Origin of the sequence: Citrobacter portucalensis, from assembly GCF_002042885.1 — a bacterium.
Lineage (GTDB): Bacteria > Pseudomonadota > Gammaproteobacteria > Enterobacterales > Enterobacteriaceae > Citrobacter > Citrobacter portucalensis.
In genome coordinates this window covers 24,960-50,609 of sequence record NZ_MVFY01000011.1, presented here as the reverse complement: position 1 = coordinate 50,609, position 25,650 = coordinate 24,960, and the positions used below count along the sequence as shown (strand labels likewise).

The 25,650-nt window shown below is 52.8% G+C and carries 23 protein-coding genes; 15 read left to right on the top strand and 8 right to left on the bottom strand.

The features are described 5' to 3' along the window. The first annotated feature begins 5 nt into the window (after nucleotides 1–5). Nucleotides 6–2,045, top strand: coding sequence for a Fe(3+)-hydroxamate ABC transporter permease FhuB (gene fhuB, locus BZK40_RS16790; protein ID WP_095533150.1), 2,040 nt, complete (start codon nucleotides 6–8; stop codon nucleotides 2,043–2,045). Between the two features lie 113 nt (nucleotides 2,046–2,158). Here fhuB and hemL read toward each other — a convergent pair whose 3' ends face one another. Further along, nucleotides 2,159–3,439, bottom strand: coding sequence for a glutamate-1-semialdehyde 2,1-aminomutase (gene hemL / locus BZK40_RS16785; protein WP_079934976.1), 1,281 nt, complete (start codon nucleotides 3,437–3,439; stop codon nucleotides 2,159–2,161). A 168-nt stretch (nucleotides 3,440–3,607) separates the two neighbouring features. On the opposite strand from hemL, the gene clcA reads away from it, so the two are divergent. The 3 genes from clcA to erpA are packed head-to-tail and all read left to right on the top strand — an operon-like array spanning nucleotide 3,608 to nucleotide 5,455. Further along, complete coding sequence (clcA, locus tag BZK40_RS16780) at nucleotides 3,608–5,029, top strand: H(+)/Cl(-) exchange transporter ClcA (protein ID WP_032942400.1); 1,422 nt, start codon at nucleotides 3,608–3,610, stop codon at nucleotides 5,027–5,029. 23 nt (nucleotides 5,030–5,052) lie between these two features. Next, the gene (gene yadW, locus BZK40_RS24455; RefSeq protein ID WP_122973801.1) at nucleotides 5,053–5,118 is read left to right on the top strand and encodes a small protein YadW; all 66 of its coding nucleotides are present in this window, start codon (nucleotides 5,053–5,055) and stop codon (nucleotides 5,116–5,118) included. Beyond that, the gene (erpA, locus tag BZK40_RS16775) at nucleotides 5,111–5,455 is read left to right on the top strand and encodes an iron-sulfur cluster insertion protein ErpA (RefSeq protein WP_008786260.1); all 345 of its coding nucleotides are present in this window, start codon (nucleotides 5,111–5,113) and stop codon (nucleotides 5,453–5,455) included. Before yadW ends, erpA begins: the two co-directional genes overlap by 8 nt. A gap of 119 nt (nucleotides 5,456–5,574) precedes the next feature. Here the strand turns inward: erpA and BZK40_RS16770 are convergent, their stop codons facing one another. From BZK40_RS16770 to mtnN, 3 genes are read right to left on the bottom strand one after another with little or no spacing between them, the layout of a single operon-like run. Next, the gene (locus tag BZK40_RS16770; protein ID WP_003829199.1) at nucleotides 5,575–6,198 is read right to left on the bottom strand and encodes a TRIC cation channel family protein; all 624 of its coding nucleotides are present in this window, start codon (nucleotides 6,196–6,198) and stop codon (nucleotides 5,575–5,577) included. A gap of 37 nt (nucleotides 6,199–6,235) precedes the next feature. After that, the gene (gene btuF / locus BZK40_RS16765; protein ID WP_079934975.1) at nucleotides 6,236–7,036 is read right to left on the bottom strand and encodes a vitamin B12 ABC transporter substrate-binding protein BtuF; all 801 of its coding nucleotides are present in this window, start codon (nucleotides 7,034–7,036) and stop codon (nucleotides 6,236–6,238) included. Then, nucleotides 7,029–7,727: a 5'-methylthioadenosine/S-adenosylhomocysteine nucleosidase gene (gene mtnN, locus BZK40_RS16760; protein WP_079934974.1), complete on the bottom strand. Its 699-nt coding sequence runs from the start codon at nucleotides 7,725–7,727 to the stop codon at nucleotides 7,029–7,031. Before mtnN ends, btuF begins: the two co-directional genes overlap by 8 nt. Nucleotides 7,728–7,810: 83 nt before the next feature. Here mtnN and dgt point away from each other — a divergent pair, with 83 nt between their 5' ends. From dgt to cdaR, 3 genes are all read left to right on the top strand, one after another. Next, a complete protein-coding gene (dgt, locus tag BZK40_RS16755; RefSeq protein ID WP_079934973.1) occupies nucleotides 7,811–9,328 on the top strand; it encodes a dGTPase in 1,518 nt (505 codons plus the stop codon). Nucleotides 9,329–9,457: 129 nt separating this feature from the next. Further along, complete coding sequence (degP, locus tag BZK40_RS16745; protein ID WP_003829191.1) at nucleotides 9,458–10,891, top strand: serine endoprotease DegP; 1,434 nt, start codon at nucleotides 9,458–9,460, stop codon at nucleotides 10,889–10,891. A 148-nt stretch (nucleotides 10,892–11,039) separates the two neighbouring features. Continuing rightward, nucleotides 11,040–12,197 (top strand): DNA-binding transcriptional regulator CdaR, encoded by a 1,158-nt coding sequence (gene cdaR, locus BZK40_RS16740; protein WP_003829189.1) that lies wholly within the window; start codon nucleotides 11,040–11,042, stop codon nucleotides 12,195–12,197. A gap of 94 nt (nucleotides 12,198–12,291) precedes the next feature. Here cdaR and BZK40_RS16735 read toward each other — a convergent pair whose 3' ends face one another. From BZK40_RS16735 to map, 4 genes are all read right to left on the bottom strand, one after another. Beyond that, entirely contained in the window at nucleotides 12,292–12,678 is a 387-nt protein-coding gene (locus BZK40_RS16735; protein ID WP_005132126.1) for a DUF3461 family protein, read from the bottom strand. 109 nt (nucleotides 12,679–12,787) lie between these two features. Then, entirely contained in the window at nucleotides 12,788–13,612 is an 825-nt protein-coding gene (dapD, locus tag BZK40_RS16730) for a 2,3,4,5-tetrahydropyridine-2,6-dicarboxylate N-succinyltransferase (protein ID WP_003829186.1), read from the bottom strand. A gap of 31 nt (nucleotides 13,613–13,643) precedes the next feature. Then, complete coding sequence (gene glnD, locus BZK40_RS16725; protein ID WP_003829184.1) at nucleotides 13,644–16,316, bottom strand: bifunctional uridylyltransferase/uridylyl-removing protein GlnD; 2,673 nt, start codon at nucleotides 16,314–16,316, stop codon at nucleotides 13,644–13,646. A 113-nt stretch (nucleotides 16,317–16,429) separates the two neighbouring features. Next, on the bottom strand, nucleotides 16,430–17,224 hold the full coding sequence (gene map / locus BZK40_RS16720; protein WP_079934972.1) for a type I methionyl aminopeptidase: 795 nt from the start codon (nucleotides 17,222–17,224) through the stop codon (nucleotides 16,430–16,432). A gap of 449 nt (nucleotides 17,225–17,673) precedes the next feature. Here map and rpsB point away from each other — a divergent pair, with 449 nt between their 5' ends. The 8 genes from rpsB (at nucleotide 17,674) to rseP (ending at nucleotide 25,643) form a co-directional block, all read left to right on the top strand. Then, on the top strand, nucleotides 17,674–18,399 hold the full coding sequence (rpsB, locus tag BZK40_RS16715; RefSeq protein WP_003018553.1) for a 30S ribosomal protein S2: 726 nt from the start codon (nucleotides 17,674–17,676) through the stop codon (nucleotides 18,397–18,399). Nucleotides 18,400–18,663: 264 nt separating this feature from the next. Next, nucleotides 18,664–19,515, top strand: a complete 852-nt coding sequence (gene tsf, locus BZK40_RS16710; RefSeq protein ID WP_003018551.1) for a translation elongation factor Ts — start codon at nucleotides 18,664–18,666, stop codon at nucleotides 19,513–19,515. Between the two features lie 145 nt (nucleotides 19,516–19,660). Beyond that, a complete protein-coding gene (pyrH, locus tag BZK40_RS16705; RefSeq protein ID WP_003018549.1) occupies nucleotides 19,661–20,386 on the top strand; it encodes a UMP kinase in 726 nt (241 codons plus the stop codon). Nucleotides 20,387–20,525: 139 nt separating this feature from the next. Further along, on the top strand, nucleotides 20,526–21,083 hold the full coding sequence (gene frr / locus BZK40_RS16700) for a ribosome recycling factor (protein WP_003018547.1): 558 nt from the start codon (nucleotides 20,526–20,528) through the stop codon (nucleotides 21,081–21,083). 183 nt (nucleotides 21,084–21,266) lie between these two features. Then, nucleotides 21,267–22,463, top strand: coding sequence for a 1-deoxy-D-xylulose-5-phosphate reductoisomerase (gene ispC, locus BZK40_RS16695; RefSeq protein WP_003829176.1), 1,197 nt, complete (start codon nucleotides 21,267–21,269; stop codon nucleotides 22,461–22,463). Between the two features lie 187 nt (nucleotides 22,464–22,650). Beyond that, nucleotides 22,651–23,409: a (2E,6E)-farnesyl-diphosphate-specific ditrans,polycis-undecaprenyl-diphosphate synthase gene (gene ispU, locus BZK40_RS16690; RefSeq protein WP_008786266.1), complete on the top strand. Its 759-nt coding sequence runs from the start codon at nucleotides 22,651–22,653 to the stop codon at nucleotides 23,407–23,409. A 12-nt stretch (nucleotides 23,410–23,421) separates the two neighbouring features. After that, entirely contained in the window at nucleotides 23,422–24,279 is an 858-nt protein-coding gene (gene cdsA / locus BZK40_RS16685) for a phosphatidate cytidylyltransferase (protein WP_003829174.1), read from the top strand. An 11-nt stretch (nucleotides 24,280–24,290) separates the two neighbouring features. Then, nucleotides 24,291–25,643: a sigma E protease regulator RseP gene (gene rseP / locus BZK40_RS16680; RefSeq protein WP_003829173.1), complete on the top strand. Its 1,353-nt coding sequence runs from the start codon at nucleotides 24,291–24,293 to the stop codon at nucleotides 25,641–25,643. Nucleotides 25,644–25,650: the final 7 nt, after the last annotated feature.

The following is a 25,650-nucleotide window of genomic DNA, read 5'->3' as shown; positions in this document are numbered from 1 at the left end:
TTGAAATGCCGGATGGCGGCGCGAAAAACGCCTTATCCGACCTACGGTTTGGGCGCTTTGTAGGCCGGATAAGGCGAAGCCGCCATCCGGCGTTGCTGTTGTTGGTGCTGTTTGTTGCTGCCTGCTGGCTGACATGGGTTAACTTCTCCGTTGCTCTACCGCGCAGTCAGTGGCAACAGGCTATCTGGTCACCGGATATCGACGTCATTGAGCAGATGGTTTTTCACTATAGCCTGCTGCCGAGGCTGGCGATATCGCTACTGGTCGGCGCCGGGCTGGGCCTGGTCGGCGTGTTGTTTCAGCAGGTGTTGCGTAACCCGCTGGCGGAGCCAACCACGCTGGGCGTTGCGACCGGTGCGCAGTTGGGCATTACGGTTACCACGCTGTGGGCTATTCCTGGTGCGCTGACCACGCAATTTGCGGCGCTGGCGGGAGCATGTGTCGTTGGGGCGCTGGTGTTTGGCGTTGCCTGGGGCAAGCGTCTTTCTCCGGTGACGTTAATCCTTGCCGGGCTGGTGGTCAGCCTGTACTGCGGGGCGATTAACCAGTTGATGGTTATCTTCCATCACGATCAGCTGCAAAGCATGTTTTTATGGAGCAGCGGCACGTTAACGCAAACCGACTGGAGCGGCGTACAGCGTCTGTGGCCGCAGCTGTTGGGCGGTGTGATGCTGACTCTGTTGTTATTACGCCCAATGACGCTGATGGGACTGGATGACGGCGTGGCGCGTAACCTCGGTCTGGCGCTGTCGCTGGCACGTCTGGCGGCGTTATCGCTGGCCATTGTCATCAGCGCCTTACTGGTTAACGCGGTTGGAATTATCGGCTTTATTGGCCTGTTTGCACCGCTGTTGGCGAAAATGCTCGGTGCGCGTCGTTTGCTGGCACGTCTGGTGCTTGCCCCGCTGATTGGTGCGTTGATCCTCTGGCTCTCCGACCAAATCATTCTGTGGCTGACCCGCGTATGGATGGAAGTCTCCACCGGTTCAGTGACGGCGTTGATTGGCGCACCGTTGCTACTGTGGTTGTTGCCGCGCTTGAGGGGTATGAGCGCCCCGGATATGAACGCCAGTAATCGCATCGCCGCTGAGCGTCAGAATGTGCTGATGTTTGCGCTGGCAGGTGGCGTAATCTTGCTGCTAACCCTCGTGGTGGCGCTGTCGTTTGGCCGCGACGCACATGGCTGGACATGGGCTAGCGGCGCGATGCTGGATGAGCTGATGCCCTGGCGCTGGCCTCGCATTCTGGCGGCCCTGATTGCCGGGGTGATGCTGGCGGTAGCGGGCTGTATTATTCAACGTCTGACGGGCAACCCGATGGCCAGCCCGGAAGTGCTGGGCATTAGCTCCGGTGCGGCATTTGGCGTGGTACTCATGCTGTTTTTGGTCCCCGGAAATGCTTTTGGCTGGCTGCTGCCTGCCGGAAGCCTCGGGGCCGCGGTTACTCTGCTTATCATTATGATTGCCGCCGGGCGCGGTGGTTTTTCACCGCACCGTATGTTGTTGGCCGGTATGGCGCTCAGTACGGCCTTTACTATGCTGCTGATGATGCTGCAGGCCAGCGGCGATCCGCGCATGGCGGGCGTGTTGACCTGGATTTCCGGTTCAACCTATAACGCGAGCGGAGAGCAAGTACTGCGTACCGGGATTGTGATGGTGATTCTGCTGGCGATGACGCCTCTGTGCCGCCGTTGGCTAACAATTTTACCGCTCGGCGGCGATACGGCGCGGGCTGTAGGTATGGCTATCACGCCATCACGCGTGGGGTTACTGCTGCTGGCGGCAGGGCTGACGGCGACAGCCACCATGACTATTGGACCGTTGAGCTTTGTCGGGCTGATGGCTCCGCATATTGCCCGTATGATGGGTTTTCGTCGGGCGATGCCGCATATGCTGATTTCGGCGCTGGCGGGTGGCGTGTTGCTGGTCTTTGCTGACTGGTGCGGCAGGATGGTGCTGTTTCCGTATCAGATCCCGGCGGGATTATTGTCGACGTTTATTGGTGCGCCGTACTTTATCTATCTGCTGAGAAAGCAGAGCCGCTGAGGCTGACCCCTTTGATGTAGGCCGGATAAGACACTTTTAGTCGACATCCGGCAATAAAAAAGCCGGGTGGCGGCTTCGCCTTACCCGGCCTACATTTCTGCACGTTCTCTTTTTTACAACTTCGCAAACACCCGGCGCGCGGCGTCGATGGTGTTATTGATATCGTCTTCACTGTGCGCCACGGACATAAAGCCCGCTTCGAAAGCAGACGGCGCCAGATAAATTCCTTCATCCAGCATCATGTGGAAGAAGCGCTTGAAGCGTTCGACGTCGCATGCCATCACATCCTGATAGCAGGTTACGGTTTCTGCATCGGTGAAGAAAATCCCGAACATCCCGCCCACATGGTTAACCACCAGCGGAATATTCGCTTCTTCGGCAGCTTCCAACAGACCTTCCGCCAGACGCGTCGTCAGTTCGTTCAGCGTTTCATGAATACCCGGTTGGGCGACTTCGGTCAGACAGGCATAACCTGCCGCCATCGCGATCGGGTTACCGGAAAGCGTCCCCGCCTGGTAAACCGGACCGGTCGGCGCCAGTGCGTCCATCACATCGCGGCGACCGCCGAATGCGCCAACGGGCATTCCGCCACCGATAATTTTACCGAGGCAGGTCAGATCCGGAACGACGCCGTAATAATCCTGTGCACCGGCCAGCGCTACGCGGAAACCGGTCATGACTTCATCGATGATCAACAGCGCGCCAAACTCATCGCATAGCGCACGCAGGCCCGGCAGGAATTCCGGCAGCGGCGGGATGCAGTTCATGTTGCCGGCGACCGGCTCAACGATGATGCACGCGATCTCTTGTGGGTACTGTTCAAATGCCGCACGTACTGAAGAGAGATCGTTGTAGGTGCAGGTCAGGGTGTGTTTCGCAAAATCGGCCGGAACGCCTGGGGAGTTCGGCTGGCCCAGCGTTAATGCGCCGGAACCGGCTTTGACCAGCAGGCAGTCGGCATGACCGTGATAGCAGCCTTCAAATTTGATGATCTTATCGCGTCCGGTGAAACCGCGCGCCAGACGGATTGCGCTCATCGTCGCTTCCGTACCGGAGTTCACCATACGTACCATGTCCATGGTTGGCACGAGTTCAGTGACCAGCGCCGCCATTTTTACTTCCATCTCGGTCGGCGCGCCGAAGCTTAAACCGCGCTCCGCAGCTTCAATCACCGCATTACGGATTGCCGGGTGGTTATGGCCCAGTACCATCGGTCCCCAGGAACCGACGTAATCGACATAGGCTTTACCATCAACATCGTACAGATATGCGCCGTCCGCTTTTTCGATAAACAGCGGAGTTCCACCCACGCCAGTAAAGGCGCGAACAGGGGAGTTAACGCCGCCAGGGATAAGTTCGCGTGCCGCGCTGTAGAGATTTTCAGACTTACTCATGGATGGGGTCCTGGTTCGTAGAAAAAGTAAATGCCCGCTATTCTAGTTATTCAGAGAAGGTTATGAAAGTTTTACGCAATTGAAACAATGCGATTTGCAGGGGATTTTCGTGAAATGTGCGAGTAGAATGCCGATTCCGTATTTGTATTACCAATTAATGATCATCTGATGAAGACAGACACTCCCTCTTTTGAAGCACAGCAAATTGTGCGTTTACGCCGCAGGGATCAAATTCGTCGTCTCCTGGAACGAGACAAAACGCCGTTGGCGATCCTGTTGATGGCTGCAGTAGTAGGTACTGTGACAGGGCTTGTTGGCGTGGCATTTGAGAAAGCGGTGACCTGGGTGCAGAATCAGCGCATTGGCGCGCTGGCTCAGGTTGCGGACCATGACATTCTGCTGTGGCCGCTGGCGTTTATTCTCTCGGCGTTGCTGGCGATGGTCGGCTATTTCCTGGTGCGTAAATTTGCGCCGGAAGCCGGTGGTTCGGGGATCCCAGAGATTGAAGGTGCGCTGGAAGAGCTGCGACCTGTGCGTTGGTGGCGTGTCCTGCCGGTGAAATTTATCGGCGGCATGGGCACGCTGGGTGCTGGCATGGTGCTTGGGCGTGAAGGTCCGACCGTGCAGATTGGCGGTAACCTCGGGCGCATGGTGCTGGATATTTTCCGCATGCGTAGCGCCGAAGCGCGGCATACCTTATTGGCTACCGGTGCGGCAGCGGGCCTTTCGGCGGCGTTTAACGCTCCGCTGGCGGGGATCCTGTTCATTATTGAAGAGATGCGCCCGCAGTTTCGCTATAACCTTGTGTCGATCAAAGCCGTGTTTACCGGCGTTATTATGTCGAGCATTGTGTTTCGTGTTTTCAACGGTGAAGCCCCGATAATTGAAGTCGGAAAGTTGTCTAATGCGCCAGTAAATACGCTGTGGCTGTATCTGGTGCTCGGGCTTATTTTTGGCTGTGTCGGGCCATTGTTTAACACCATGGTGTTGCGTACCCAGGATATGTTCCAGCGCTTCCACGGTGGTGAAATTAAAAAATGGGTGCTGATGGGCGGCGCGATCGGCGGCCTGTGCGGGATCCTCGGGTTAATTCAACCGGAAGCGGCAGGCGGCGGGTTTAACCTGATTCCTATCGCCGCGGCAGGCAATTTTAGCGTTGGTCTGCTGCTGTTTATATTTATTACCAGGGTCGTCACCACGCTACTGTGCTTCTCGTCCGGCGCGCCCGGTGGGATTTTTGCCCCGATGCTGGCGTTGGGGACGTTGCTTGGTACGGCGTTCGGTATGGCTGCGGCAGCCTCTTTTCCGCAGTATCACCTGGAGGCCGGAACCTTTGCCATTGCCGGAATGGGGGCTTTGTTGGCTGCTTCGGTGCGTGCGCCGCTAACAGGTATTGTACTGGTGCTGGAGATGACCGATAACTATCAGCTCATTTTGCCAATGATTATTACCTGTCTTGGCGCAACACTATTAGCCCAATTTATGGGCGGAAAGCCGCTATACTCGACTATCCTGGCTCGTACGCTGGCAAAACAGGAAGCGGAGCAGGCGGCAAAAAGCCAGGGTACTGCCGCTGGCGAGAATACTTGAACGAAATACCAGGGTATTAGATAATGGCCCAAAATATTGGGTTGAAATTTACCCAATTGCCGATGTCGTTTGGAGCAAAATATGAGTGATGACGTAGCGCTGCCACTGCAATTTACTGAAGCAGCAGCCAATAAAGTTAAAAGCCTGATCGCTGACGAAGATAACCCGAATCTGAAATTACGCGTGTATATCACTGGCGGTGGTTGCAGCGGTTTCCAGTACGGTTTCACCTTTGATGATCAGGTCAATGAAGGTGATATGACCATCGAGAAACAAGGTGTTGGTCTGGTCGTTGATCCGATGAGTCTGCAATATCTGGTGGGCGGCGCGGTTGACTATACCGAAGGTCTGGAAGGTTCCCGCTTCGTTGTGACTAACCCGAATGCGAAAAGCACCTGCGGGTGTGGTTCTTCTTTCAGCATCTGATTGCTGTCTGTATTACTGATGGTCTGATGTTGTAGGCCCGGTAAGCGCAACGCCACCGGGCAATGTGCCGGATGGCGGCGTAAACGCCTTATCCGGCCTACATGTTCTGTATCGTCATATCAACGCCCGTTATCATCCAGCGCAAACGTCGGCAATTTCAGATGCCAGCGAATGGCGGCAAGCCGAATCAGCAGCGTGACAATCATCCCCATCATACTGGCGTTTTCCAGTGAAACATCAAAGGTATAAAACGCTGTCGCATGCACGATCCCGCCGATAATACAGGCTGTGGCGTAGATCTCGGTGCGCAAAATCATCGGGACTTCACGAGCTAACACATCGCGAATGATCCCACCACCAACGCCGGTAATCACCCCCATACAAATCGCCACCAGAGGCCCTGTTCCTGCTAGAAATGCCTTGTTGACCCCAATACCTACGAACACAGCCAGACCAACGGCATCCAGCACCGGAAGGATCCATTTCGGTATGCGTCTTGGTTGACGTACCAACAGGATTGTCAGCATGCTAGTGATCATCGCCACCACCAGATCGGTCGGATCCTTAACCCAAAAAACCGGTCCATTATCCAGCGCCATATCTCGGATCGTACCACCACCAACGGCGGTAACCACGCCGAGTACCAGGACGCCAAACGGATCCATACGTAATTTTCCGGCCAGTAATACGCCAGAGATTGCAAATACCGCGGTGCCGACAATATCAAGCCAATAGACGAGCATTTTTAAATCCTCACAACAGACCTGGTGGGGGCAGGCGCTAATTTATCTGTGAAAGCGCATTACAGAGTTGTTTTGCGGCGAGGATAATACGCGGGCTCGCGCGTTCGAACCAGTCACTATTAAGTGTAATAATGGGTATTTTTAGCTGGTTTCCCCAGTATTGCTCAATTTTCAGAGTTTCGCCTGGACCGCCGGTTGCAACAATAGCCTGGGGGGCTCGTGCCAGGACCTGCTCACGGCTAACCTGCGGCCAGGGAACCCGACTACCGGCAAAGATGTTTTCTCCGCCGCATACCTCAAGAACTTCGTGCTGAATAGAACCTTTTCCACTGGTAAACAGAGGATTGGCACCAAACTGGAGAAACACGCGTTTTTTCGGTTTGTTGGCATACTGAGATTTAAGTAAAGCATAGTCATCAAGCATGGTTTGCGCCGCTTGTTTAGCTTGTTCAGGCTTGGGGCTCCATGCTGCCAATTGGCGTAGCGCATCGGCAACCTGCTCAATGGTAACGGCGTCCACCCAGATGACCTTAATTCCCAGAGAGGTCAGTTGATTCACCTGCCGCTCAGCATTTCCCCCGCGCCAGGCGACAACCAAATCAGGTTTCAGCGCCACAATACGTTCAAGATTCATCCCTTGCCAGGTTGAGACTTCCTCAATACTTTTGGCTTCTGGCGGGTAGTTAGAATAGCTGCTGACGCCAACGGGGGTAATGCCAGCGGCAAAAGCGAGTTCAGTATTGGCAGGAGAAAGCGTCACAACACGCGGCGCGGCGTAAAGGAACGCCGGGAGAGTGAAAAGCAGGGCGACCAGCGCCCTGGAGAGTAATTTAGCCATGCGCCAGTTTCTGTACCAGCGTTTCAACCATCAGGCTTGACTGCTTCGCGGCAACCACCAGGAATTCGTCAAAGCTGAGATGGGACTGCTGATCGGCAACGTCAGAGATGGCGCGAACCACGACGAACGGTACGTTAAAGTTATGGCAAACGTGCGCAATAGCGGTGGCTTCCATCTCAACGGCAATCGCCTGTGGGAAGTTGTGCTTAATTTTAGCCAGCCCTACGGATCCATTAATGAAGGCATCGCCGCTGACGATAAGCCCACGAACGGCATGCAGATTCAGTTCCGCAATGCAGGATTCTGCTGCGGCAACCAGCGCAGGATCGGCTTTAAAACCCGCCGGGCAGCCCGGTAGCTGACCAAATTCATAGCCAAAGGCAGTGACGTCGGCGTCGTGATAGCGCGCTTCGTCAGAAACTACGATATCCCCGACTTTCAGCGTAGAGGCCAGGCCGCCCGCTGAACCGGTATTAATGATGGCGTCCGGCTTGCAGCGTTCAAGCAGCAACGAAGCGCCCAGTGCCGCAGCCACTTTACCGATACCCGATTTCAGCAGCGCAACCTCTGTACCGTTCAGTTGGCCGGTGTAAATTTCACAACCGCCGAGCGCGATGGTCTGACGGTTTTCGATTTTGTCACGCAGCAGCGTAACTTCTTCTTCCATTGCACCAATGATGCCGATTTTCATAGATTTACTCGCGATAAGCCAGATTTGAGGGCATAGTCTATCATGCGCTTAAGGGGTAGCGCATTTCTCAGGCGGGAGAGGACATGGCACAGATCGATTTCCGAAAAAAAATAAACTGGCATCGTCGTTACCGTTCGCCGCAGGGCGTGAAGACTGAGCATGAGATCCTGCGTATTTTCGAAAGCGATCGCGGACGTATTATCAATTCACCGGCCATTCGCCGACTGCAACAAAAAACGCAGGTCTTTCCGCTGGAGCGTAATGCGGCAGTACGCACGCGCTTGACGCACTCGATGGAAGTTCAGCAGGTTGGGCGCTATATCGCGAAAGAGATCCTCAGCCGACTGAAAGAACTAAAGCTGCTGGAGCTGTATGGCCTGGATGAACTGACAGGGCCATTTGAGAGTATTGTCGAAATGTCCTGCCTGATGCATGACATTGGTAATCCGCCGTTTGGCCATTTTGGGGAGGCGGCAATTAATGACTGGTTTCGCCAGCGACTGTATCCCGCAGACGCAGAAAGTCAGCCCCTAAGTGATGACCGTTGCCAGGTGACGGCATTACGATTGCGTGAAGGCGAAGAGTCGCTGAATGATATTCGCCGTAAGGTACGCCAGGACCTGTGCCATTTTGAAGGCAATGCGCAGGGTATTCGCCTTGTGCATACGTTGATGCGTATGAACCTTACCTGGGCGCAGGTTGGCGGTATTTTAAAATATACCCGTCCGGCGTGGTGGCGCGGCAGTGCACCCGAGACACACAACTATTTAATGAAGAAGCCGGGTTATTACCTTTCTGAAGAACCGTATATTGAGCGGTTGCGTAAAGAATTATCATTAGCGCCTTACAGTCGCTTTCCATTAACCTGGATTATGGAAGCTGCCGATGATATCTCTTATTGCGTGGCGGATCTGGAAGATGCCGTTGAGAAAAGAATTTTTAGCGTCGAGCAACTTTATCACCACCTGCATGAGGCGTGGGGGCAGCATGAAAAAGGTTCCCTGTTTAGCCAGGTTGTTGAGAACGCCTGGGAGAAGTCACGTTCAAATACATTAAGCCGGAGTACCGAAGATCAGTTCTTTATGTATTTACGCGTCAATACGCTGAATAAACTGGTGCCATATGCGGCCCAGCGGTTTATTGATAATTTGCCGCAGATTTATGAAGGCAGCTTTAATCATGCGCTGCTAGAAGATGCAAGTAGCTTCAGCCAGTTACTGGGTGTTTATAAAAATGTGGCGGTAAAACATGTGTTTAGCCATCCGGATGTTGAACAACTGGAACTACAGGGCTATCGGGTGATCAGCGGGTTGCTGGAGATCTATCAGCCGTTATTAAAAATGTCTCAGTCAGATTTTTCTGAACTGGTCGACAATGAAAGAGTAAAACGTTTTCCTATCGAGTCCCGTTTATTTCAGAAGTTGTCTACCCGCCATCGTCTTGCGTATGTTGAGGCGGTTAGTAAAATATCGACGGGGTGCGCCGAGTATTCGGTTCTGGAATATTATTATCGCTGTCGGCTGATTCAGGATTATATCAGCGGAATGACAGATTTGTATGCCTGGGATGAATATCGTCGCTTGATGGCCGTAGAACAATAAATACTCATTTGTAAAGACGGACAATAAAATTTTACTTTTTCCTTAAACTTAATTCTGGAACTTAGCGCTATAAAACGACTCTGACGTATACAGCAATTTTGCGTTACCTGTTAATCGAGAACGAAACACATGAAAAAAACCACATTAGCAATGAGTGCACTGGCTCTGAGTTTAGGTTTGGCGTTGTCCCCCCTGTCTGCTACAGCGGCTGAGACGTCGTCTTCAGCAATGACCGCCCAACAGATGCCAAGCCTGGCCCCGATGCTCGAAAAAGTGATGCCATCGGTGGTAAGTATTAACGTCGAGGGGAGCACGACGGTAAATACGCCGCGCATGCCGCGTAATTTCCAGCAGTTCTTCGGTGATAATTCACCGTTCTGCCAGGACGGTTCTCCGTTCCAGAGTTCACCGTTCTGCCAGGGCGGCGCACCGGGCGCTGACAATGGCGGCGGCCAGCAGCAGAAATTTATGGCACTCGGTTCCGGCGTAATTATTGATGCCGCGAAAGGGTATGTCGTGACCAATAACCACGTGGTAGATAACGCCACGGTGATTAAAGTTCAGTTGAGCGATGGTCGTAAATTTGACGCGAAGATCGTGGGTAAAGATCCGCGCTCCGATATCGCGCTGATCCAAATTCAGGATCCGAAAAACCTGACGGCGATTAAGCTGGCAGATTCCGATGCGCTGCGCGTGGGTGATTACACCGTGGCAATTGGTAACCCGTTTGGCCTTGGTGAAACGGTGACTTCCGGTATCGTTTCTGCGCTGGGACGTAGTGGCCTGAACGCGGAGAACTACGAAAACTTTATTCAGACGGATGCTGCGATCAACCGGGGTAACTCCGGTGGTGCGCTGGTCAACCTGAACGGTGAGCTGATTGGTATTAACACCGCGATCCTCGCACCGGACGGCGGTAACATCGGTATCGGTTTTGCGATCCCAAGCAACATGGTGAAAAACCTGACCTCGCAGATGGTTGAGTTTGGCCAGGTTAAACGCGGTGAGCTGGGCATTATGGGTACCGAGCTGAGCTCTGAGCTGGCGAAAGCGATGAAAGTTGACGCCCAGCGTGGCGCATTCGTCAGCCAGGTGATGCCGAACTCTTCCGCAGCGAAAGCGGGGATTAAAGCCGGGGATGTGATTACCTCCCTGAACGGCAAACCTATCAGCAGCTTCGCCGCCCTGCGTGCGCAGGTCGGTACGATGCCGGTTGGCAGCAAAATCACCCTGGGTCTGCTGCGTGACGGTAAGCCGGTCACCGTGAACCTGGAATTGCAGCAGAGCAGCCAGACTCAGGTTGACTCCAGCTCTATCTTTAAAGGCATCGAAGGTGCCGATATGAGCAACAAAGGCCAGGACAAAGGTGTCGTGGTAAGCGACGTGAAACCGAATTCTCCGGCTGCACAGATTGGCCTGAAGAAAGGGGATGTGATTATCGGCGCGAACCAGCAGCCGGTGAAAAACATCGCTGAACTGCGCAAAATCCTCGACAGCAAACCGGCTGTACTGGCGCTGAACATTCAGCGCGGTGACAGCTCCATCTATCTGTTGATGCAGTAATCTCCCTCAACCCCTTCCTGCACAGGAAGGGGTTTCTTTTTGTGATACTTCCCACAACTCCATACTTCTCCCTTTCGCTTTGTGCATTTGCACAATGTCGCCGCTTATTATCTTCCCTATGCTTGAGCTCTGCTCACAGGAGGGGTTTATGGCTGGTTGGCATCTTGATACCAAAATGGCGCAGGATATCGTGGCGCGTACCATGCGCATCATTGATACCAATATCAACGTAATGGATGCCCGTGGGCGGATAATCGGCAGCGGCGATCGCGAACGTATTGGTGAATTGCACGAAGGCGCGCTGCTGGTGCTTTCGCAGGGTCGGGTGGTCGATATCGACGATGCGGTGGCACGTCACTTGCACGGTGTACGACAGGGGATAAACCTGCCTCTGCGTCTGGAAGGCGAAATCGTTGGCGTTATCGGCCTTACCGGCGAGCCGGAGCATCTGCGCAAATACGGCGAGTTAGTATGTATGACCGCCGAAATGATGCTGGAACAGTCGCGCTTGATGCATCTGTTAGCGCAGGATAGCCGTCTGCGTGAAGAGCTGGTGATGAACCTGATTCAGGCGGAAGAGAATACGCCAGCGCTGATGGAATGGGCCCAGCGTTTAGGCATTGATTTGAACCAGCCACGCGTGGTGGCGGTGTTGGAGGTCGATAGTGGCCAGCTTGGCGTTGACAGTGCGATGGCGGAGTTACAGCAATTGCAGAATGCGTTGACCACACCCGAACGTAATAATCTGATTGCGATTGTTTCCCTGACCGAGATGGTGGTGCTGAAACCGGCGCTCAATCAGTTTGGCCGCTGGGACGCTGAAGATCATCGTAAGCGCGTTGAGCAGCTTATTGCCCGTATGAAAGAGAACGGACAGCTGCGTTTTCGCGTATCGCTGGGCAACTATTTTACCGGGCCCGGTAGCATTGCCCGTTCGTATCGTACGGCGCGCACTACCATGATGGTCGGCAAGCAGCGGATGCCGGAAAGCCGTAGCTATTTCTATCAGGATTTGATGCTGCCAGTACTGCTGGACAGCCTGCGCGGCGGCTGGCAGGCCAATGAGCTGGCGCGTCCGTTGGTGAGGCTGAAAGCGATGGATAACAATGGGTTGCTGCGTCGGACATTGGCGGCATGGTTTCGTCATAACGTCCAGCCGCTGGCCACCTCAAAGGCACTGTTTATTCACCGCAATACGCTGGAATATCGCCTGAATCGTATTTCAGAACTGACCGGACTGGATCTGGGGAATTTTGACGACAGACTGCTGCTGTATGTGGCGTTACAACTGGATGAACAACATTGATTAACTGCCTGATGGCGCTACGCTTATCAGGCCTACGAGGATATACCTGTAGGCCGGATAAGGCGTAAGACGCCGCCATCCGGCAACAAACGGCTTATTTACGCGTCAGTTTTTCCAGATCGGCTTCAATTTCGCTGATCTTGTTGGTCACGACGCTTTCGAGATGACGTAAATCATCAAGGATCTTGCGTTTAAGATCGACTTCGCTGCGATCGCGCTGGCAGATCTGATCCAGTTCATCGATCACATAGCGCAGGTTGGGACTGATCTCCTGCACTTCTTTGTAACCCTGGCCGATGCCATCAGCTACCACCGTTTTGCGCTGACGGGGATATTTGAACTTCACGCTCTTGGCAAAAAACTCGCCTTTATCCTTTTGGAAATAGATTTTCAGGATATCGTTGTTGGCTTCTTGCCGCAGGCTGTAACGATCGATCTCTTCAGGATTAGTAATGCCCAGACTTTTCAGATTGTCATACATAGCGGTACCCTTAAGCTCACTATAACCATTGAATAATTAACGAAAAGCCTTGTTTATGCCACTCGCAGATGTAAAAAAAGCGGGCTAAGCCCGCTTTTTCAAATCGCTGTTAGTCGATAGTGCGCAACAGTTCGTTGATTCCCACTTTGCCACGCGTTTTGGCATCGACTTTCTTCACAATCACCGCGCAGTACAGGCTGTATTTGCCATCTTTCGACGGCAGGTTGCCGGAGACGACCACGGAGCCTGCCGGAACGCGACCATAATGCACTTCGCCAGTTTCGCGATCGTAAATACGGGTGCTCTGACCGATGTACACGCCCATGGAGATAACAGAACCTTCTTCGACGATCACGCCTTCAACCACTTCAGAGCGCGCGCCGATGAAGCAGTTGTCTTCGATGATGGTCGGGTTAGCCTGCAACGGCTCCAGTACGCCGCCGATGCCAACGCCGCCGGACAGGTGTACGTTTTTACCGATTTGCGCACAGGAACCGACTGTTGCCCAGGTATCAACCATCGTACCTTCATCAACATAAGCGCCGATGTTTACGTAAGATGGCATCAGCACGGTGTTACGGGCGATAAACGCACCCTGACGCACGGCCGCAGGCGGAACCACGCGGAAACCTTCCTTCTGGAAGCGCGCTTCGTCGTAGTTGGCGAATTTCATCGGTACTTTATCGAAGTAACGGCTTTCCGCACCTTCGATGACCTGATTATCGTTAATACGGAAAGAGAGCAGGACCGCCTTTTTCAGCCACTGATGCGTGACCCACTGACCCTCAATCTTCTCTGCGACGCGCAGTGCACCGGAATCCAGTAAAGAAATAACCTGATTCACCGCTTCGCGGGTTACGGTATCTACATTTGCCGGAGTAATGTCGGCACGGCGCTCGAAAGCGGACTCAATAACGTTCTGTAACTGCTGCATTGTTAAACTCTTTCCATAATAAATAAAAACATCACCCTTTATCGTTTGGATTGAGGGCCTCTGTCAACCGTTGATGCACTTCCTGCTGCAGCTCATTATTAAGGGCGCGCCGGTCGGCGGTGGCGATTATGAATAAATCTTCTACTCGCTCGCCAATGGTTGTAATTCGGGCGCCATGCAGCGAAATTCCCAGATCGGCAAAAATCTGCCCGACCCGCGCCAGCAGGCCGGGCTGGTCGAGAGCGATAAGCTCCAGGAATGATTTTCGGTCGGTATGGGTCGGCAAAAAGGTAACTTCAGTATCGACGGTAAAGTGGCGTAATTTTGCCGGTTGGCGACGCGGTTGCGGTGGCTGCCAACTGCGCTGCGTGATGGCCTGTTCCAGTCCAAAACGGATCGCTTCATGTCGGTCTGAAGACAGCGGGCTGCCGTCCGGTTCCAGCACGATGAACGTATCCATCGCCATCCCATCGCGGGTAGTGAAAATCTGCGCATCGTGGACGCTAAGATTACGCCTGTCCAGTTCAGCGCAGACGGCGGCAAACAGGTAAGGGCGGTCAGGGCTCCAGATGAAAATCTCCGTCCCGCCACGCGTGGCCTGTGGGCTGAGCAGGATCAGCGGCTTGCTGAGATCGTGCTGCAACAGATGGCGCGCATGCCAGGCCAGCTGATTTGGGCTGTGACGCACGAAGTAGTTGGCGCGACAGCGTGACCAGATGTGGTGCAACGCTTCTTCATCAATGTTGTCCATTCGCAGTAGCGCCAGCGCCTGAAGCTGATGATGGCGTACACGCTCACGCATATCCGGCGTATTTTGCATGCCACGACGGAGTTGTTTTTCCGTCGCGAAGTACAGCTCGCGCAGCAGGCTTTGCTTCCAGCTATTCCACAGCGTTTCGTTGGTGGCGCAAATATCTGCGACGGTCAGACACACCAAAAAGCGCAGACGGTGTTCCGTTTGTACCTCTTCGGCGAATTGCTTGATCACTTCGGGATCCTGAATATCGCGGCGCTGAGCGGTCACCGACATCAGCAAATGCTGGCGAACCAGCCACACGATCAGCTGCGTTTCGCGGGAATTCAGGCCGTGCAGTTCGGCGAACTTGAGCACGTCCTGAGCGCCGAGCACCGAGTGATCGCCGCCGCGACCTTTGGCGATATCGTGGAACAGCGCGGCAATCAGAATCAACTCCGGCTGTCGCAGACGCGGCCATAGATCCACGCATAGCGGATGGCGCTGACGGGTCTCTTCGTTAGCAAAACTTTCCAGCTTGAGCATTACGCGGATGGTGTGTTCATCCACCGTATAGGCATGAAACAGGTCAAACTGCATTTGGCCGACAATATGCGACCATTGCGGCATATAGGCCCACAACACGCTGTGGCGATGCATCGGCAGCAGACCGCGGCTCACCGCGCCTGGATGGCGTAACATACTGAGAAACAGCGATCGCGCTTCCGGGATGTAGCACAGCGGCTGCGTTAAATGACGGCGGGCATGACGCAAATGGCGCAGCGTGGTGGAGTAAATCCCGCTGATCGCGCTGTTACGCACCATGATGTAAAACATCCGCAGTATCGCTTCGGGTTTGCGGATAAACAGGTCGTCGTTGCGCAGATCGATCAACGTGCCGCGCAGTTGGAAGTCGTCATCAATCGGGCGCGGTTTTTCATCGGCGGGCATGGCGAGGATCGCCTCGTCGAACAGTTGCAACAGCATGTGATTCAGTTCGCTGACCCGTCGGGTGACGCGGAAATAGTCTTTCATCATCCGCTCGATAGGCTCGTTGCCTTCGCCGCCGTAGTTTAGCCGTTGCGCCACGCTGAGCTGGCGGTCAAACAGCAGGCGGTTGTCGTAACGACTAACGACCAGATGCAGGGCGAAGCGAATCCGCCACAGGATATGCAAACATTCATTTAGCTCGGCGCGTTCTGCCAGTGTCAAAAAGCCGAAGCCGACCATTTCGTCCAGTGAGGTGGCACCAAAATGGCGGCGGGCCACCCATTGCAGGGTATGGATATCGCGCAGGCCGCCGGGACTGCTTTTGATGTCCGGCTCCAGGTTGTAGCTGGTGCCGTGATAGCGCTGGTGGCGCTGATTCTGCTCTTCCACTTTGGCAGCGTAAAACTTGTCGGAAGGCCAGAAACCTTCGCTAAAAATATGCTTTTGCAGCTCCAGAAACAGCGCCACATCGCCGATCAGCAGGCGAGTTTCAATCAGGTTGGTGGCGACGGTTAAATCTGACAATCCTTCCAGCAGACACTCTTCCAGCGTACGCACGCTATGCCCAACCTCCAGCCTCACGTCCCATAGCAGCGTTAACAGCTCACCGACTTTCTCGGCCTGCGCATCAGGCAGCTTTTTACGACTCAGGATCAGCAGGTCAATATCGGAAAGCGGGTGCAATTCGCCTCGCCCGTAGCCGCCAACGGCAACCAGCGCCAGATCGGCAATTTGCCCGAACCCTGCTTCTATCCACAAACGCTGTAGCAGTTGGTCAATAAATTCGGTGCGGGCCTCAATGAGCTGTTCTGCGGAAATTCCACTGTCAAACGCTTCGCCTAACCAGTTCTGAAAGGTGTCGATATGCGCTTTAATGCCGGAGCAGTTGAGATCTTGCTGTGGCCATGTCCCTGGGTTTTGCGGTTGGCCAGGCAGGGTGGGGAGGGCAGTATTTGCGTGCTGTTCAGGAAGAGTATTCATTATGCGCCACCCATTAAAAAGCCGGATGATGGCGTGAACGCCTTATCCGGCCTACTAAGTAGTACAATTTGTAGGCCTGATAAGATGCGAATGCATCGCCATCAGGCAAAACATTATTCGCCGTGTGTGATGATCGCCGGGATGGTGTCATCCTTGCGTAACGTCAGAATTTCACAGCCGTTTTCCGTCACTACAATAGTATGCTCGTACTGTGCAGACAAGCTCCGGTCTTTGGTTTTCACCGTCCAGCCGTCTTTCATGGTGCGGATGCGGTAATCACCGGCATTCAACATCGGTTCTATGGTGAACGTCATGCCCGGCTGCAGCACCACACCACTGTCGTCTGCATCGTAGTGCAGAACCTGTGGCTCTTCATGGAAGCCGCGACCGATACCGTGACCGCAGTATTCACGAACAACAGAGAAACCTTCGCCTTCCGCATATTTCTGAATTGCAGCGCCCAGCGTGCGCAGGCGAATTCCCGGTTTTACCATTCGCAGCGCCAGATACAGGCTTTCCTGTGTGACGCGGCACAGACGCTCGCCCAGAATAGTAGGTTTGCCGACGATAAACATCTTGGAGGTATCGCCGTGGTACTCGTCTTTAATCACGGTTACGTCGATGTTGACGATGTCGCCGTCTTTCAGAAGTTTAGCGTCGTCCGGGATCCCGTGGCACACGACTTCATTAATAGAGATACATACGGATTTCGGATAGCCGTGATAGCCCAGGCAGGCGGAAATAGCCTGTTGCTCATTCACGATATAGTCATTACAGATGCGATCCAGCTCGCCGGTGCTGACGCCCGGTTTAACAAACGGTTCGATCATTTCCAGTACATCAGCGGCCAGGCGGCCAGCGACGCGCATTTTTTCGATTTCTTCAGGGGTCTTGATTGAGATAGCCATGAATTCTGTCCATCAGTGTCGATTATTTCGACAATAATTGTGTAAGTGCTGTCAATGGTATCAGTCTGGGGTGTACCCTGCCAAATTGAGAATCATTCTGAACTTCGCCTTTCGTGCCACAGATGCGTTGGCTACATTTTTTCACCCCAGTCACTTACTGGTTGTAAGCTCCCGGGGATTCAAAAATTTGCCGCCTTCCTGTAACACGAAATTCATCGTTCATTCAGCACAGACCGCCAACAATTATTGGTGTCGGTGGCGTATTTGTGGTATAAAGCGCGCCGGACTTCCGATCCATTCGAAGACTACACACGATGGACGGGAGCGACAAATCTCACTTTGTGTAACAACACACACGTATCGGCACATATTCCGGGGTGCCCTTTGGGGTCGGTAATATGGGATGCGTGGAGGCTTAACCCCAACTTTTATATATAGAGGTTTTAATCATGGCAACTGTTTCCATGCGCGACATGCTCAAGGCTGGTGTTCACTTCGGTCACCAGACCCGTTACTGGAACCCGAAAATGAAGCCGTTCATCTTCGGTGCGCGTAACAAAGTTCACATCATCAACCTTGAGAAAACTGTACCGATGTTCAACGAAGCTCTGGCTGAACTGAACAAGATCTCTGCTCGTAAAGGTAAAATCCTTTTCGTTGGTACTAAACGCGCTGCAAGCGAAGCGGTGAAAGAAGCTGCTAACAGCTGCGACCAGTTCTTCGTGAACCATCGCTGGCTGGGCGGTATGCTGACTAACTGGAAAACCGTTCGTCAGTCCATCAAACGTCTGAAAGATCTGGAAACTCAGTCTCAGGACGGTACTTTCGAAAAGCTGACCAAGAAAGAAGCGCTGATGCGTACTCGTGAGCTTGAGAAACTGGAAAACAGCCTGGGCGGTATCAAAGACATGGGCGGTCTGCCGGACGCTCTGTTCGTAATCGATGCTGACCACGAGCACATTGCTATCAAAGAAGCAAACAACCTGGGTATCCCAGTATTTGCTATCGTTGATACCAACTCTGATCCGGACGGTGTTGACTTCGTTATCCCGGGTAACGACGACGCAATCCGTGCTGTGACCCTGTACCTGGGCGCTGTAGCTACTACCGTTCGTGAAGGCCGTTCTCAGGATCTGGCTTCCCAGGCGGAAGAAAGCTTCGTAGAAGCTGAATAATAAGGCACGCTCGTTAGAGCGACCCCTTATATATCCAAGATAATTTGAGTTGCAGGAAGGCGTTGACGCAACGAATCCCCCGGAGCTTACATAAGTAAGTGACTGGGGTGAGTAAGGAAAACAACGCACCTGCAGCTGGAAGAATGACGGATATAGGCCAGGTAGTATCACGTTTGGTTAGGGGGCCTGTATATGGCCCCCTTTTTCACTTTTAAATCTGTGCGGTTTCATGCCGGGCAGATCAAATCTTCCGAGGATTTTAGAATGGCTGAAATTACCGCATCCCTGGTAAAAGAGCTGCGTGAGCGTACTGGCGCAGGCATGATGGATTGCAAAAAAGCACTGACTGAAGCTAATGGCGACATCGAGCTGGCAATCGAAAACATGCGTAAGTCCGGTGCAATCAAAGCGGCGAAAAAAGCAGGCAACGTTGCTGCTGACGGCGTAATCAAAACCAAAATCGACGGCAACATCGCTTTCATTCTGGAAGTTAACTGCCAGACTGACTTCGTTGCTAAAGATGCTGGCTTCCAGGCATTTGCTGACAAAGTACTGGACGCTGCCGTTGCTGGCAAAATCACTGACGTTGAAGTTCTGAAAGCACAGTTCGAAGAAGAACGTGTTGCTCTGGTTGCTAAAATCGGTGAGAACATCAACATCCGTCGCGTTGCTTCCCTGGAAGGCGAAGTTCTGGGTAACTACCAGCACGGTGCTCGTATCGGTGTTCTGGTTGCTGCAACTGGCGCTGACGAAGAACTGGTTAAACAGCTGGCAATGCACGTTGCTGCAAGCAAACCAGAATTCGTTAAGCCGGAAGACGTTTCCGCTGAAGTGGTAGAAAAAGAATACCAGGTTCAGCTGGACATCGCTATGCAGTCTGGCAAGCCGAAAGAAATCGCAGAGAAAATGGTTGAAGGCCGCATGAAGAAATTCACCGGCGAAGTTTCTCTGACCGGTCAGCCTTTCGTCATGGAACCGAGCAAATCTGTTGGTCAGCTGCTGAAAGAGCATAACGCTGACGTAACCGGTTTCATCCGCTTTGAAGTGGGTGAAGGCATCGAGAAAGTTGAGACTGACTTTGCAGCAGAAGTTGCTGCGATGTCCAAGCAGTCTTAATTTTTAAAGGAGCCGCCTGAGGGCGGCTTCTTTTTGTGTCTGGCTTGTAAATTCAGCGAACCGCTATAGTGGTCATGCTGAAAAGCGACATACAATGTCGCCGGAATTAACTCATCTCATTCGTTGACAGTCTCAGGAAAGAAACATGGCTACCAATGCAAAACCCGTCTACAAACGTATTCTGCTTAAGTTAAGTGGCGAAGCTCTGCAAGGTTCAGAAGGCTTCGGTATTGATGCAAGCATCCTCGACCGCATGGCTCAGGAAATCAAAGAGCTGGTTGAGCTGGGTATTCAGGTTGGCGTAGTGATTGGTGGTGGTAACCTGTTCCGTGGCGCTGGTCTGGCGAAAGCGGGGATGAACCGCGTTGTGGGCGACCACATGGGCATGTTAGCCACCGTAATGAACGGTCTGGCGATGCGCGATGCGCTTCACCGCGCCTATGTGAACGCTCGCTTGATGTCCGCAATTCCTCTGAACGGCGTGTGTGATAACTACAGCTGGGCCGAAGCTATCAGCCTGCTGCGTAACAACCGCGTTGTTATTTTGTCTGCGGGTACCGGCAATCCGTTCTTCACCACCGATTCTGCAGCCTGCCTGCGCGGTATTGAAATTGAAGCGGATGTGGTTCTGAAAGCCACCAAAGTCGATGGCGTATTTACTGCCGACCCGGCTAAAGATCCCACGGCGACCATGTACGAACAGTTGACCTACACTGAAGTACTGGATAAAGAGCTGAAAGTAATGGATCTTGCCGCGTTCACGCTGGCTCGTGACCACAAATTACCGATTCGTGTCTTTAACATGAACAAACCAGGTGCACTGCGCCGTGTTGTTATGGGTGAAAAAGAAGGCACGTTAATCACGGAATAATTCCCGTTGCGGCTAAATGCAGGTAATATTCCGCTTTAATGTCGCGGGATACGTCCCTCAAAATTAATCAAGACTATACTTGTCACATCTTGCGTGGCGGGTATGGTCTGACTGAAACAAGCTTTCAAGGATTCGTAACGTGATCAACGATATCAGAAAAGATGCTGAAGTACGCATGGACAAATGCGTCGAAGCGTTCAAAAACCAAATCAGCAAAATTCGCACGGGTCGTGCTTCTCCTAGCCTGCTGGATGGTATTGTCGTGGAATATTACGGCACGCCGACTCCGCTGCGCCAGCTGGCAAGCGTAACGGTTGAAGATTCCCGTACCCTGAAAATCAACGTATTTGACCGTTCTATGGGTCCAGCCGTTGAGAAAGCAATCATGGCTTCCGACCTCGGTCTGAATCCAAGCTCTGCGGGCTCTGACATCCGCGTTCCGCTGCCGCCGCTGACTGAAGAACGTCGTAAAGATCTGACCAAGATCGTACGTGGTGAAGCTGAAGGCGCGCGTGTTGCGGTACGTAACGTACGCCGCGATGCAAACGACAAAGTGAAAGCGTTGTTGAAAGAAAAAGAGATCAGCGAAGATGACGATCGCCGTTCTCAGGACGACGTACAGAAACTGACTGACGCAGCAATCAAGAAAGTTGATGCGGCGCTGGCAGAGAAAGAAGCAGAACTGATGCAGTTCTGATTCGCCTGTACGCTAAAAACGCCGCTTAGAAGGCCTGAGAAGGCTGGATGGCGGCGTTTTGCTTTTTTCTGTCTACATACTCTAAATAATTCAAGTTGCAGGAAGGCGGTGACGCCAAAGGTCGAGTAAAGCCAACGTACATGCAACTTGAAGTATGACGAGTAAAATTCTTCTGGATGTCCGATGAAGCAATTAACCATCCTGGGATCAACCGGTTCCATTGGTTGCAGTACGCTGGATGTAGTACGCCATAACCCGGAAAAATTTCGTGTTGCTGCGTTGGTGGCGGGTAAAAATGTTGCCCGTATGGTAGAGCAATGCCTGGAGTTTGCGCCTCGCTATGCGGTAATGGATGATGAAAAAAGCGCGGCACAGGTAAAAGCTGCTCTTTTGGCACAGGGTAGCCGTACCGAGGTGATGAGCGGGCAGCAGGCTGCCTGTGATATGGCTGCGCTGGATGATGTTGATCAGGTCATGGCGGCGATTGTCGGCGCAGCGGGTTTGCTGCCGACGCTGGCGGCAATTCGTGCGAGCAAAAGCATTTTGCTGGCGAATAAAGAATCTCTGGTGACCTGCGGTCGTCTGTTTATGGACGACGTGAAACGCCACAAAGCGCAGCTTTTGCCGGTAGATAGCGAGCATAACGCGATTTTTCAGAGTTTACCGCAACCTATCCAACACAATCTGGGATACGCTGACCTTGAGCAAAACGGCGTCATGTCAGTTCTGCTTACCGGGTCTGGTGGCCCATTCCGTGAAACGCCATTGCGCGATCTGGTCTCTATGACCCCCGATCAGGCATGCCGTCATCCGAATTGGTCGATGGGACGAAAAATCTCTGTCGATTCCGCCACCATGATGAACAAAGGTCTGGAATACATTGAAGCGCGTTGGTTATTTAATGCCAGTGCAAGCCAGATGGAAGTGCTGATTCACCCGCAGTCGGTTATTCATTCGATGGTCCGTTATCAGGATGGTAGTGTTCTGGCGCAGTTGGGTGAACCTGATATGCGTACACCTATTGCCCATACGATGGCATGGCCAGAACGTGTGACGTCCGGTGTTAAGCCTGTCGACTTTTGCAAACTCAGTGCGTTGACGTTTTCCGCACCTGATTACCAGCGTTATCCGTGCCTGAAACTGGCGATGGACGCGTTTGAGCAAGGTCAGGCGGCGACGACCGCACTCAATGCCGCGAATGAAATTACCGTTGCCGCATTCCTGGCGCAGCAGATCCGATTTACCGATATTGCCGATCTCAATTTATCTGTACTGGATAAGATGGATTTGCAGGAACCGCAGAGCGTTGACGACGTGTTGAAGGTCGATGCCATCGCGCGGGAAGTCGCCAGAAAAGAAGTGATGCGACTCTCAAGCTGATGATAATCCCTCTACGGAGAATCGTGCTATTTGTTAGCGTTGGGCTTCAGTGATATAGTCTGCGCCACCCGATCGCGGGTATTTGCTTTTTTTCGGTCGGGTAAGCCGTGGTTTGACACGGCTTTTTTGTGGATAGGCTTCAGTATTCCTGAGTACCGTAAATCCTTTCAGGGACTAATAACGCGTTATGTTGTCTGCAACTAAACCATTAAGCGAAAATTTGCCAGCACATGGTTGTCGCCATGTCGCAATTATCATGGATGGCAATGGCCGCTGGGCGAAAAAGCAAGGGAAGATTCGCGCCTTTGGGCATAAGGCTGGAGCAAAATCCGTCCGCCGGGCTGTCTCTTTTGCTGCAAATAACGGTATTGATGCGTTAACGCTGTATGCCTTTAGCAGTGAGAACTGGAACCGACCTGCGCAGGAAGTGAGCGCGTTAATGGAACTGTTTGTGTGGGCACTTGATAGCGAAGTGAAAAACCTGCATCGCCATAACGTACGCCTGCGTATTATCGGGGATATCAGTCGATTTAACTCACGTTTGCAAGAACGGATTCGCAAATCAGAAGCGATTACCGCCCAGAATACCGGGTTGACGCTGAATATTGCAGCGAATTACGGTGGACGGTGGGATATTGTCCAGGGAGTCAGGCAACTGGCACAACAGGTGCAGGACGGTGTGCTGCATCCTGAGCAAATCGATGAAGAGATGCTTGGGCAGCAAATTTGTATGCATGAGCTGGCTCCTGTGGATTTAGTGATAAGGACTGGGGGAGAGCACCGAATTAGTAATTTTCTGTTGTGGCAAATTGCCTATGCCGAACTTTACTTTACCGATGTTCTCTGGCCCGATTTCGATGAACAAGACTTTGAAGGTGCGCTGCATGCCTTTGCTAATCGTGAGCGTCGTTTCGGCGGCACCGAACCCGGTGATGAAAAAGCCTGATGGGGGTCGCTTTTGCTGAAGTATCGCCTGATTTCTGCTTTTGTTTTAATACCCGTTGTCATCGCGGCGCTGTTTTTGCTGCCGCCGGTGGGGTTCGCCATTGTTACGTTGGTCGTCTGTATGTTGGCCGCCTGGGAATGGGGACAGTTAAGCGGTTTTACCACGCGTACGCAGCGAGTCTGGCTGGCGGTTTTGTGCGGGCTATTGCTGGCACTGATGCTATTTTTGCTGCCAGAGTACCATCGCGATATCCATCAACCGCTGGTTGAAGTATCGCTGTGGGCGTCGCTGGGCTGGTGGGTCGTAGCGCTGTTACTGGTATTGTTTTACCCAGGTTCTGCGTCGGTCTGGCGTAATTCCAAAACATTACGCATAATTTTCGGCGTGTTAACCATTGTCCCGTTCTTTTGGGGAATGCTGGCGCTACGTGCATGGCACTATGATGAGAATCATTATAGTGGCGCGCTATGGCTGCTGTATGTCATGATCCTCGTTTGGGGAGCGGACTCTGGTGCGTATATGTTTGGTAAGCTGTTTGGCAAACATAAGCTGGCACCGAAGGTTTCTCCTGGTAAAACCTGGCAGGGTTTTATTGGCGGACTCGCCACTGCGGCCGTGATCTCATGGGGTTATGGCATGTGGGCGAATCTTGAAGTTGCGCCTGTCACCTTGCTCATTTGCTCCATCGTTGCAGCCCTGGCCTCCGTGCTGGGTGACCTGACCGAGAGTATGTTTAAGCGTGAAGCAGGTATTAAGGACAGTGGTCACTTAATTCCAGGACACGGCGGTATTCTGGATCGTATTGATAGCCTGACGGCTGCGGTACCGGTCTTTGCCTGCCTGTTGTTACTGGTGTTCAGGACGCTCTAACGGATGGTCTTATGCTGAGTATTCTCTGGAATTTGGCTGCATTCATCATCGCACTTGGTGTGCTTATCACCGTGCATGAATTTGGTCATTTCTGGGTTGCGCGGCGCTGCGGAGTCCGCGTCGAACGCTTTTCCATTGGCTTTGGAAAAGCGCTTTGGCGGCGTACCGATAAATCAGGTACGGAATACGTCATCGCCATGATTCCCCTCGGCGGTTACGTCAAAATGCTGGATGAGCGCGCTGAACCGGTCGCACCGGAATTGCGCCATTACGCCTTCAACAATAAAACGGTTGGACAACGTGCTGCCATTATCGCCGCGGGTCCGATTGCAAACTTCCTTTTTGCTATTTTTGCTTATTGGCTGGTGTTTATCATTGGTGTCCCTGGCGTTCGTCCGGTTGTTGGTGAAATAACACCCAACTCGATTGCTGCACAGGCGCAAATTCAGCCGGGTACGGAACTAAAAGCGGTTGATGGCATCGAAACCCCTGATTGGGATGCCGTGCGATTGCAACTGGTATCCAAAATTGGCGATGAGCATACGACCCTCAGCGTGGCGCAATTTGGCAGTAACCAGCGACAGGACAAAACGCTGGATTTACGCCATTGGGCATTTGAGCCAGACAAAGAGGATCCTGTCTCTAGTTTGGGCATGCGTCCGCGTGGCCCGCAGATTGAACCGGTACTGTCAGAAGTGCAGGTTAACTCCGCTGCAAGTAAGGCAGGTTTGCAAGCTGGCGACAGGATCGTTAAAGTCAATGGTCAGTCGCTGACGCAATGGATGACGTTCGTGACGCTGGTGCGCGATAATCCGGATACGCCGTTAGCGCTAGATATTGAAAGACAAGGAAGTTCCTTGTCTTTAACGTTAACCCCAGATTCAAAACAGGTTAACGGTAAGGCAGAAGGGTTTGCGGGCGTGGTGCCTAAAGTTATTCCTCTGCCTGATGAGTATAAGACTGTACGCCAGTATGGGCCATTCAGCGCCATCCTCGAAGCCTCGGATAAAACGTGGCAGTTGATGAAGCTGACGGTCAGTATGCTGGGAAAATTGATTACCGGTGATGTAAAACTGAACAACCTCAGTGGGCCGATTTCTATCGCCCAGGGGGCTGGGATGTCAGCGGAGTTCGGGATTATTTATTACCTGATGTTCCTTGCGCTTATCAGCGTGAACTTAGGGATAATCAACCTGTTTCCGTTGCCCGTTCTTGACGGGGGGCATCTGCTGTTCCTGGCGATTGAAAAGCTGAAGGGCGGTCCGGTATCCGAGCGGGTTCAAGACTTTAGTTATCGCATTGGCTCTATCTTGCTGGTGTTGTTAATGGGGCTTGCACTTTTCAATGATTTCTCTCGGTTGTAAGAGAGTG

What these genes read in the sequence shown, in the direction of transcription:
- dgt (WP_079934973.1), top strand. Translation starts at nt 7,811, where the DNA reads ATGGCACAGATCGATTTCCGAAAAAAAATAAACTGGCATCGTCGTTAC.
- fhuB (WP_095533150.1), top strand. Translation starts at nt 6, where the DNA reads ATGCCGGATGGCGGCGCGAAAAACGCCTTATCCGACCTACGGTTTGGG.
- BZK40_RS16735 (WP_005132126.1), bottom strand. Translation starts at nt 12,678, where the DNA reads ATGTATGACAATCTGAAAAGTCTGGGCATTACTAATCCTGAAGAGATC.
- ispU (WP_008786266.1), top strand. Translation starts at nt 22,651, where the DNA reads ATGTTGTCTGCAACTAAACCATTAAGCGAAAATTTGCCAGCACATGGT.
- pyrH (WP_003018549.1), top strand. Translation starts at nt 19,661, where the DNA reads ATGGCTACCAATGCAAAACCCGTCTACAAACGTATTCTGCTTAAGTTA.
- glnD (WP_003829184.1), bottom strand. Translation starts at nt 16,316, where the DNA reads ATGAATACTCTTCCTGAACAGCACGCAAATACTGCCCTCCCCACCCTG.
- dapD (WP_003829186.1), bottom strand. Translation starts at nt 13,612, where the DNA reads ATGCAGCAGTTACAGAACGTTATTGAGTCCGCTTTCGAGCGCCGTGCC.
- cdaR (WP_003829189.1), top strand. Translation starts at nt 11,040, where the DNA reads ATGGCTGGTTGGCATCTTGATACCAAAATGGCGCAGGATATCGTGGCG.
- map (WP_079934972.1), bottom strand. Translation starts at nt 17,224, where the DNA reads ATGGCTATCTCAATCAAGACCCCTGAAGAAATCGAAAAAATGCGCGTC.
- degP (WP_003829191.1), top strand. Translation starts at nt 9,458, where the DNA reads ATGAAAAAAACCACATTAGCAATGAGTGCACTGGCTCTGAGTTTAGGT.
- ispC (WP_003829176.1), top strand. Translation starts at nt 21,267, where the DNA reads ATGAAGCAATTAACCATCCTGGGATCAACCGGTTCCATTGGTTGCAGT.
- hemL (WP_079934976.1), bottom strand. Translation starts at nt 3,439, where the DNA reads ATGAGTAAGTCTGAAAATCTCTACAGCGCGGCACGCGAACTTATCCCT.
- clcA (WP_032942400.1), top strand. Translation starts at nt 3,608, where the DNA reads ATGAAGACAGACACTCCCTCTTTTGAAGCACAGCAAATTGTGCGTTTA.
- BZK40_RS16770 (WP_003829199.1), bottom strand. Translation starts at nt 6,198, where the DNA reads ATGCTCGTCTATTGGCTTGATATTGTCGGCACCGCGGTATTTGCAATC.
- btuF (WP_079934975.1), bottom strand. Translation starts at nt 7,036, where the DNA reads ATGGCTAAATTACTCTCCAGGGCGCTGGTCGCCCTGCTTTTCACTCTC.
- rpsB (WP_003018553.1), top strand. Translation starts at nt 17,674, where the DNA reads ATGGCAACTGTTTCCATGCGCGACATGCTCAAGGCTGGTGTTCACTTC.
- erpA (WP_008786260.1), top strand. Translation starts at nt 5,111, where the DNA reads ATGAGTGATGACGTAGCGCTGCCACTGCAATTTACTGAAGCAGCAGCC.
- rseP (WP_003829173.1), top strand. Translation starts at nt 24,291, where the DNA reads ATGCTGAGTATTCTCTGGAATTTGGCTGCATTCATCATCGCACTTGGT.
- tsf (WP_003018551.1), top strand. Translation starts at nt 18,664, where the DNA reads ATGGCTGAAATTACCGCATCCCTGGTAAAAGAGCTGCGTGAGCGTACT.
- mtnN (WP_079934974.1), bottom strand. Translation starts at nt 7,727, where the DNA reads ATGAAAATCGGCATCATTGGTGCAATGGAAGAAGAAGTTACGCTGCTG.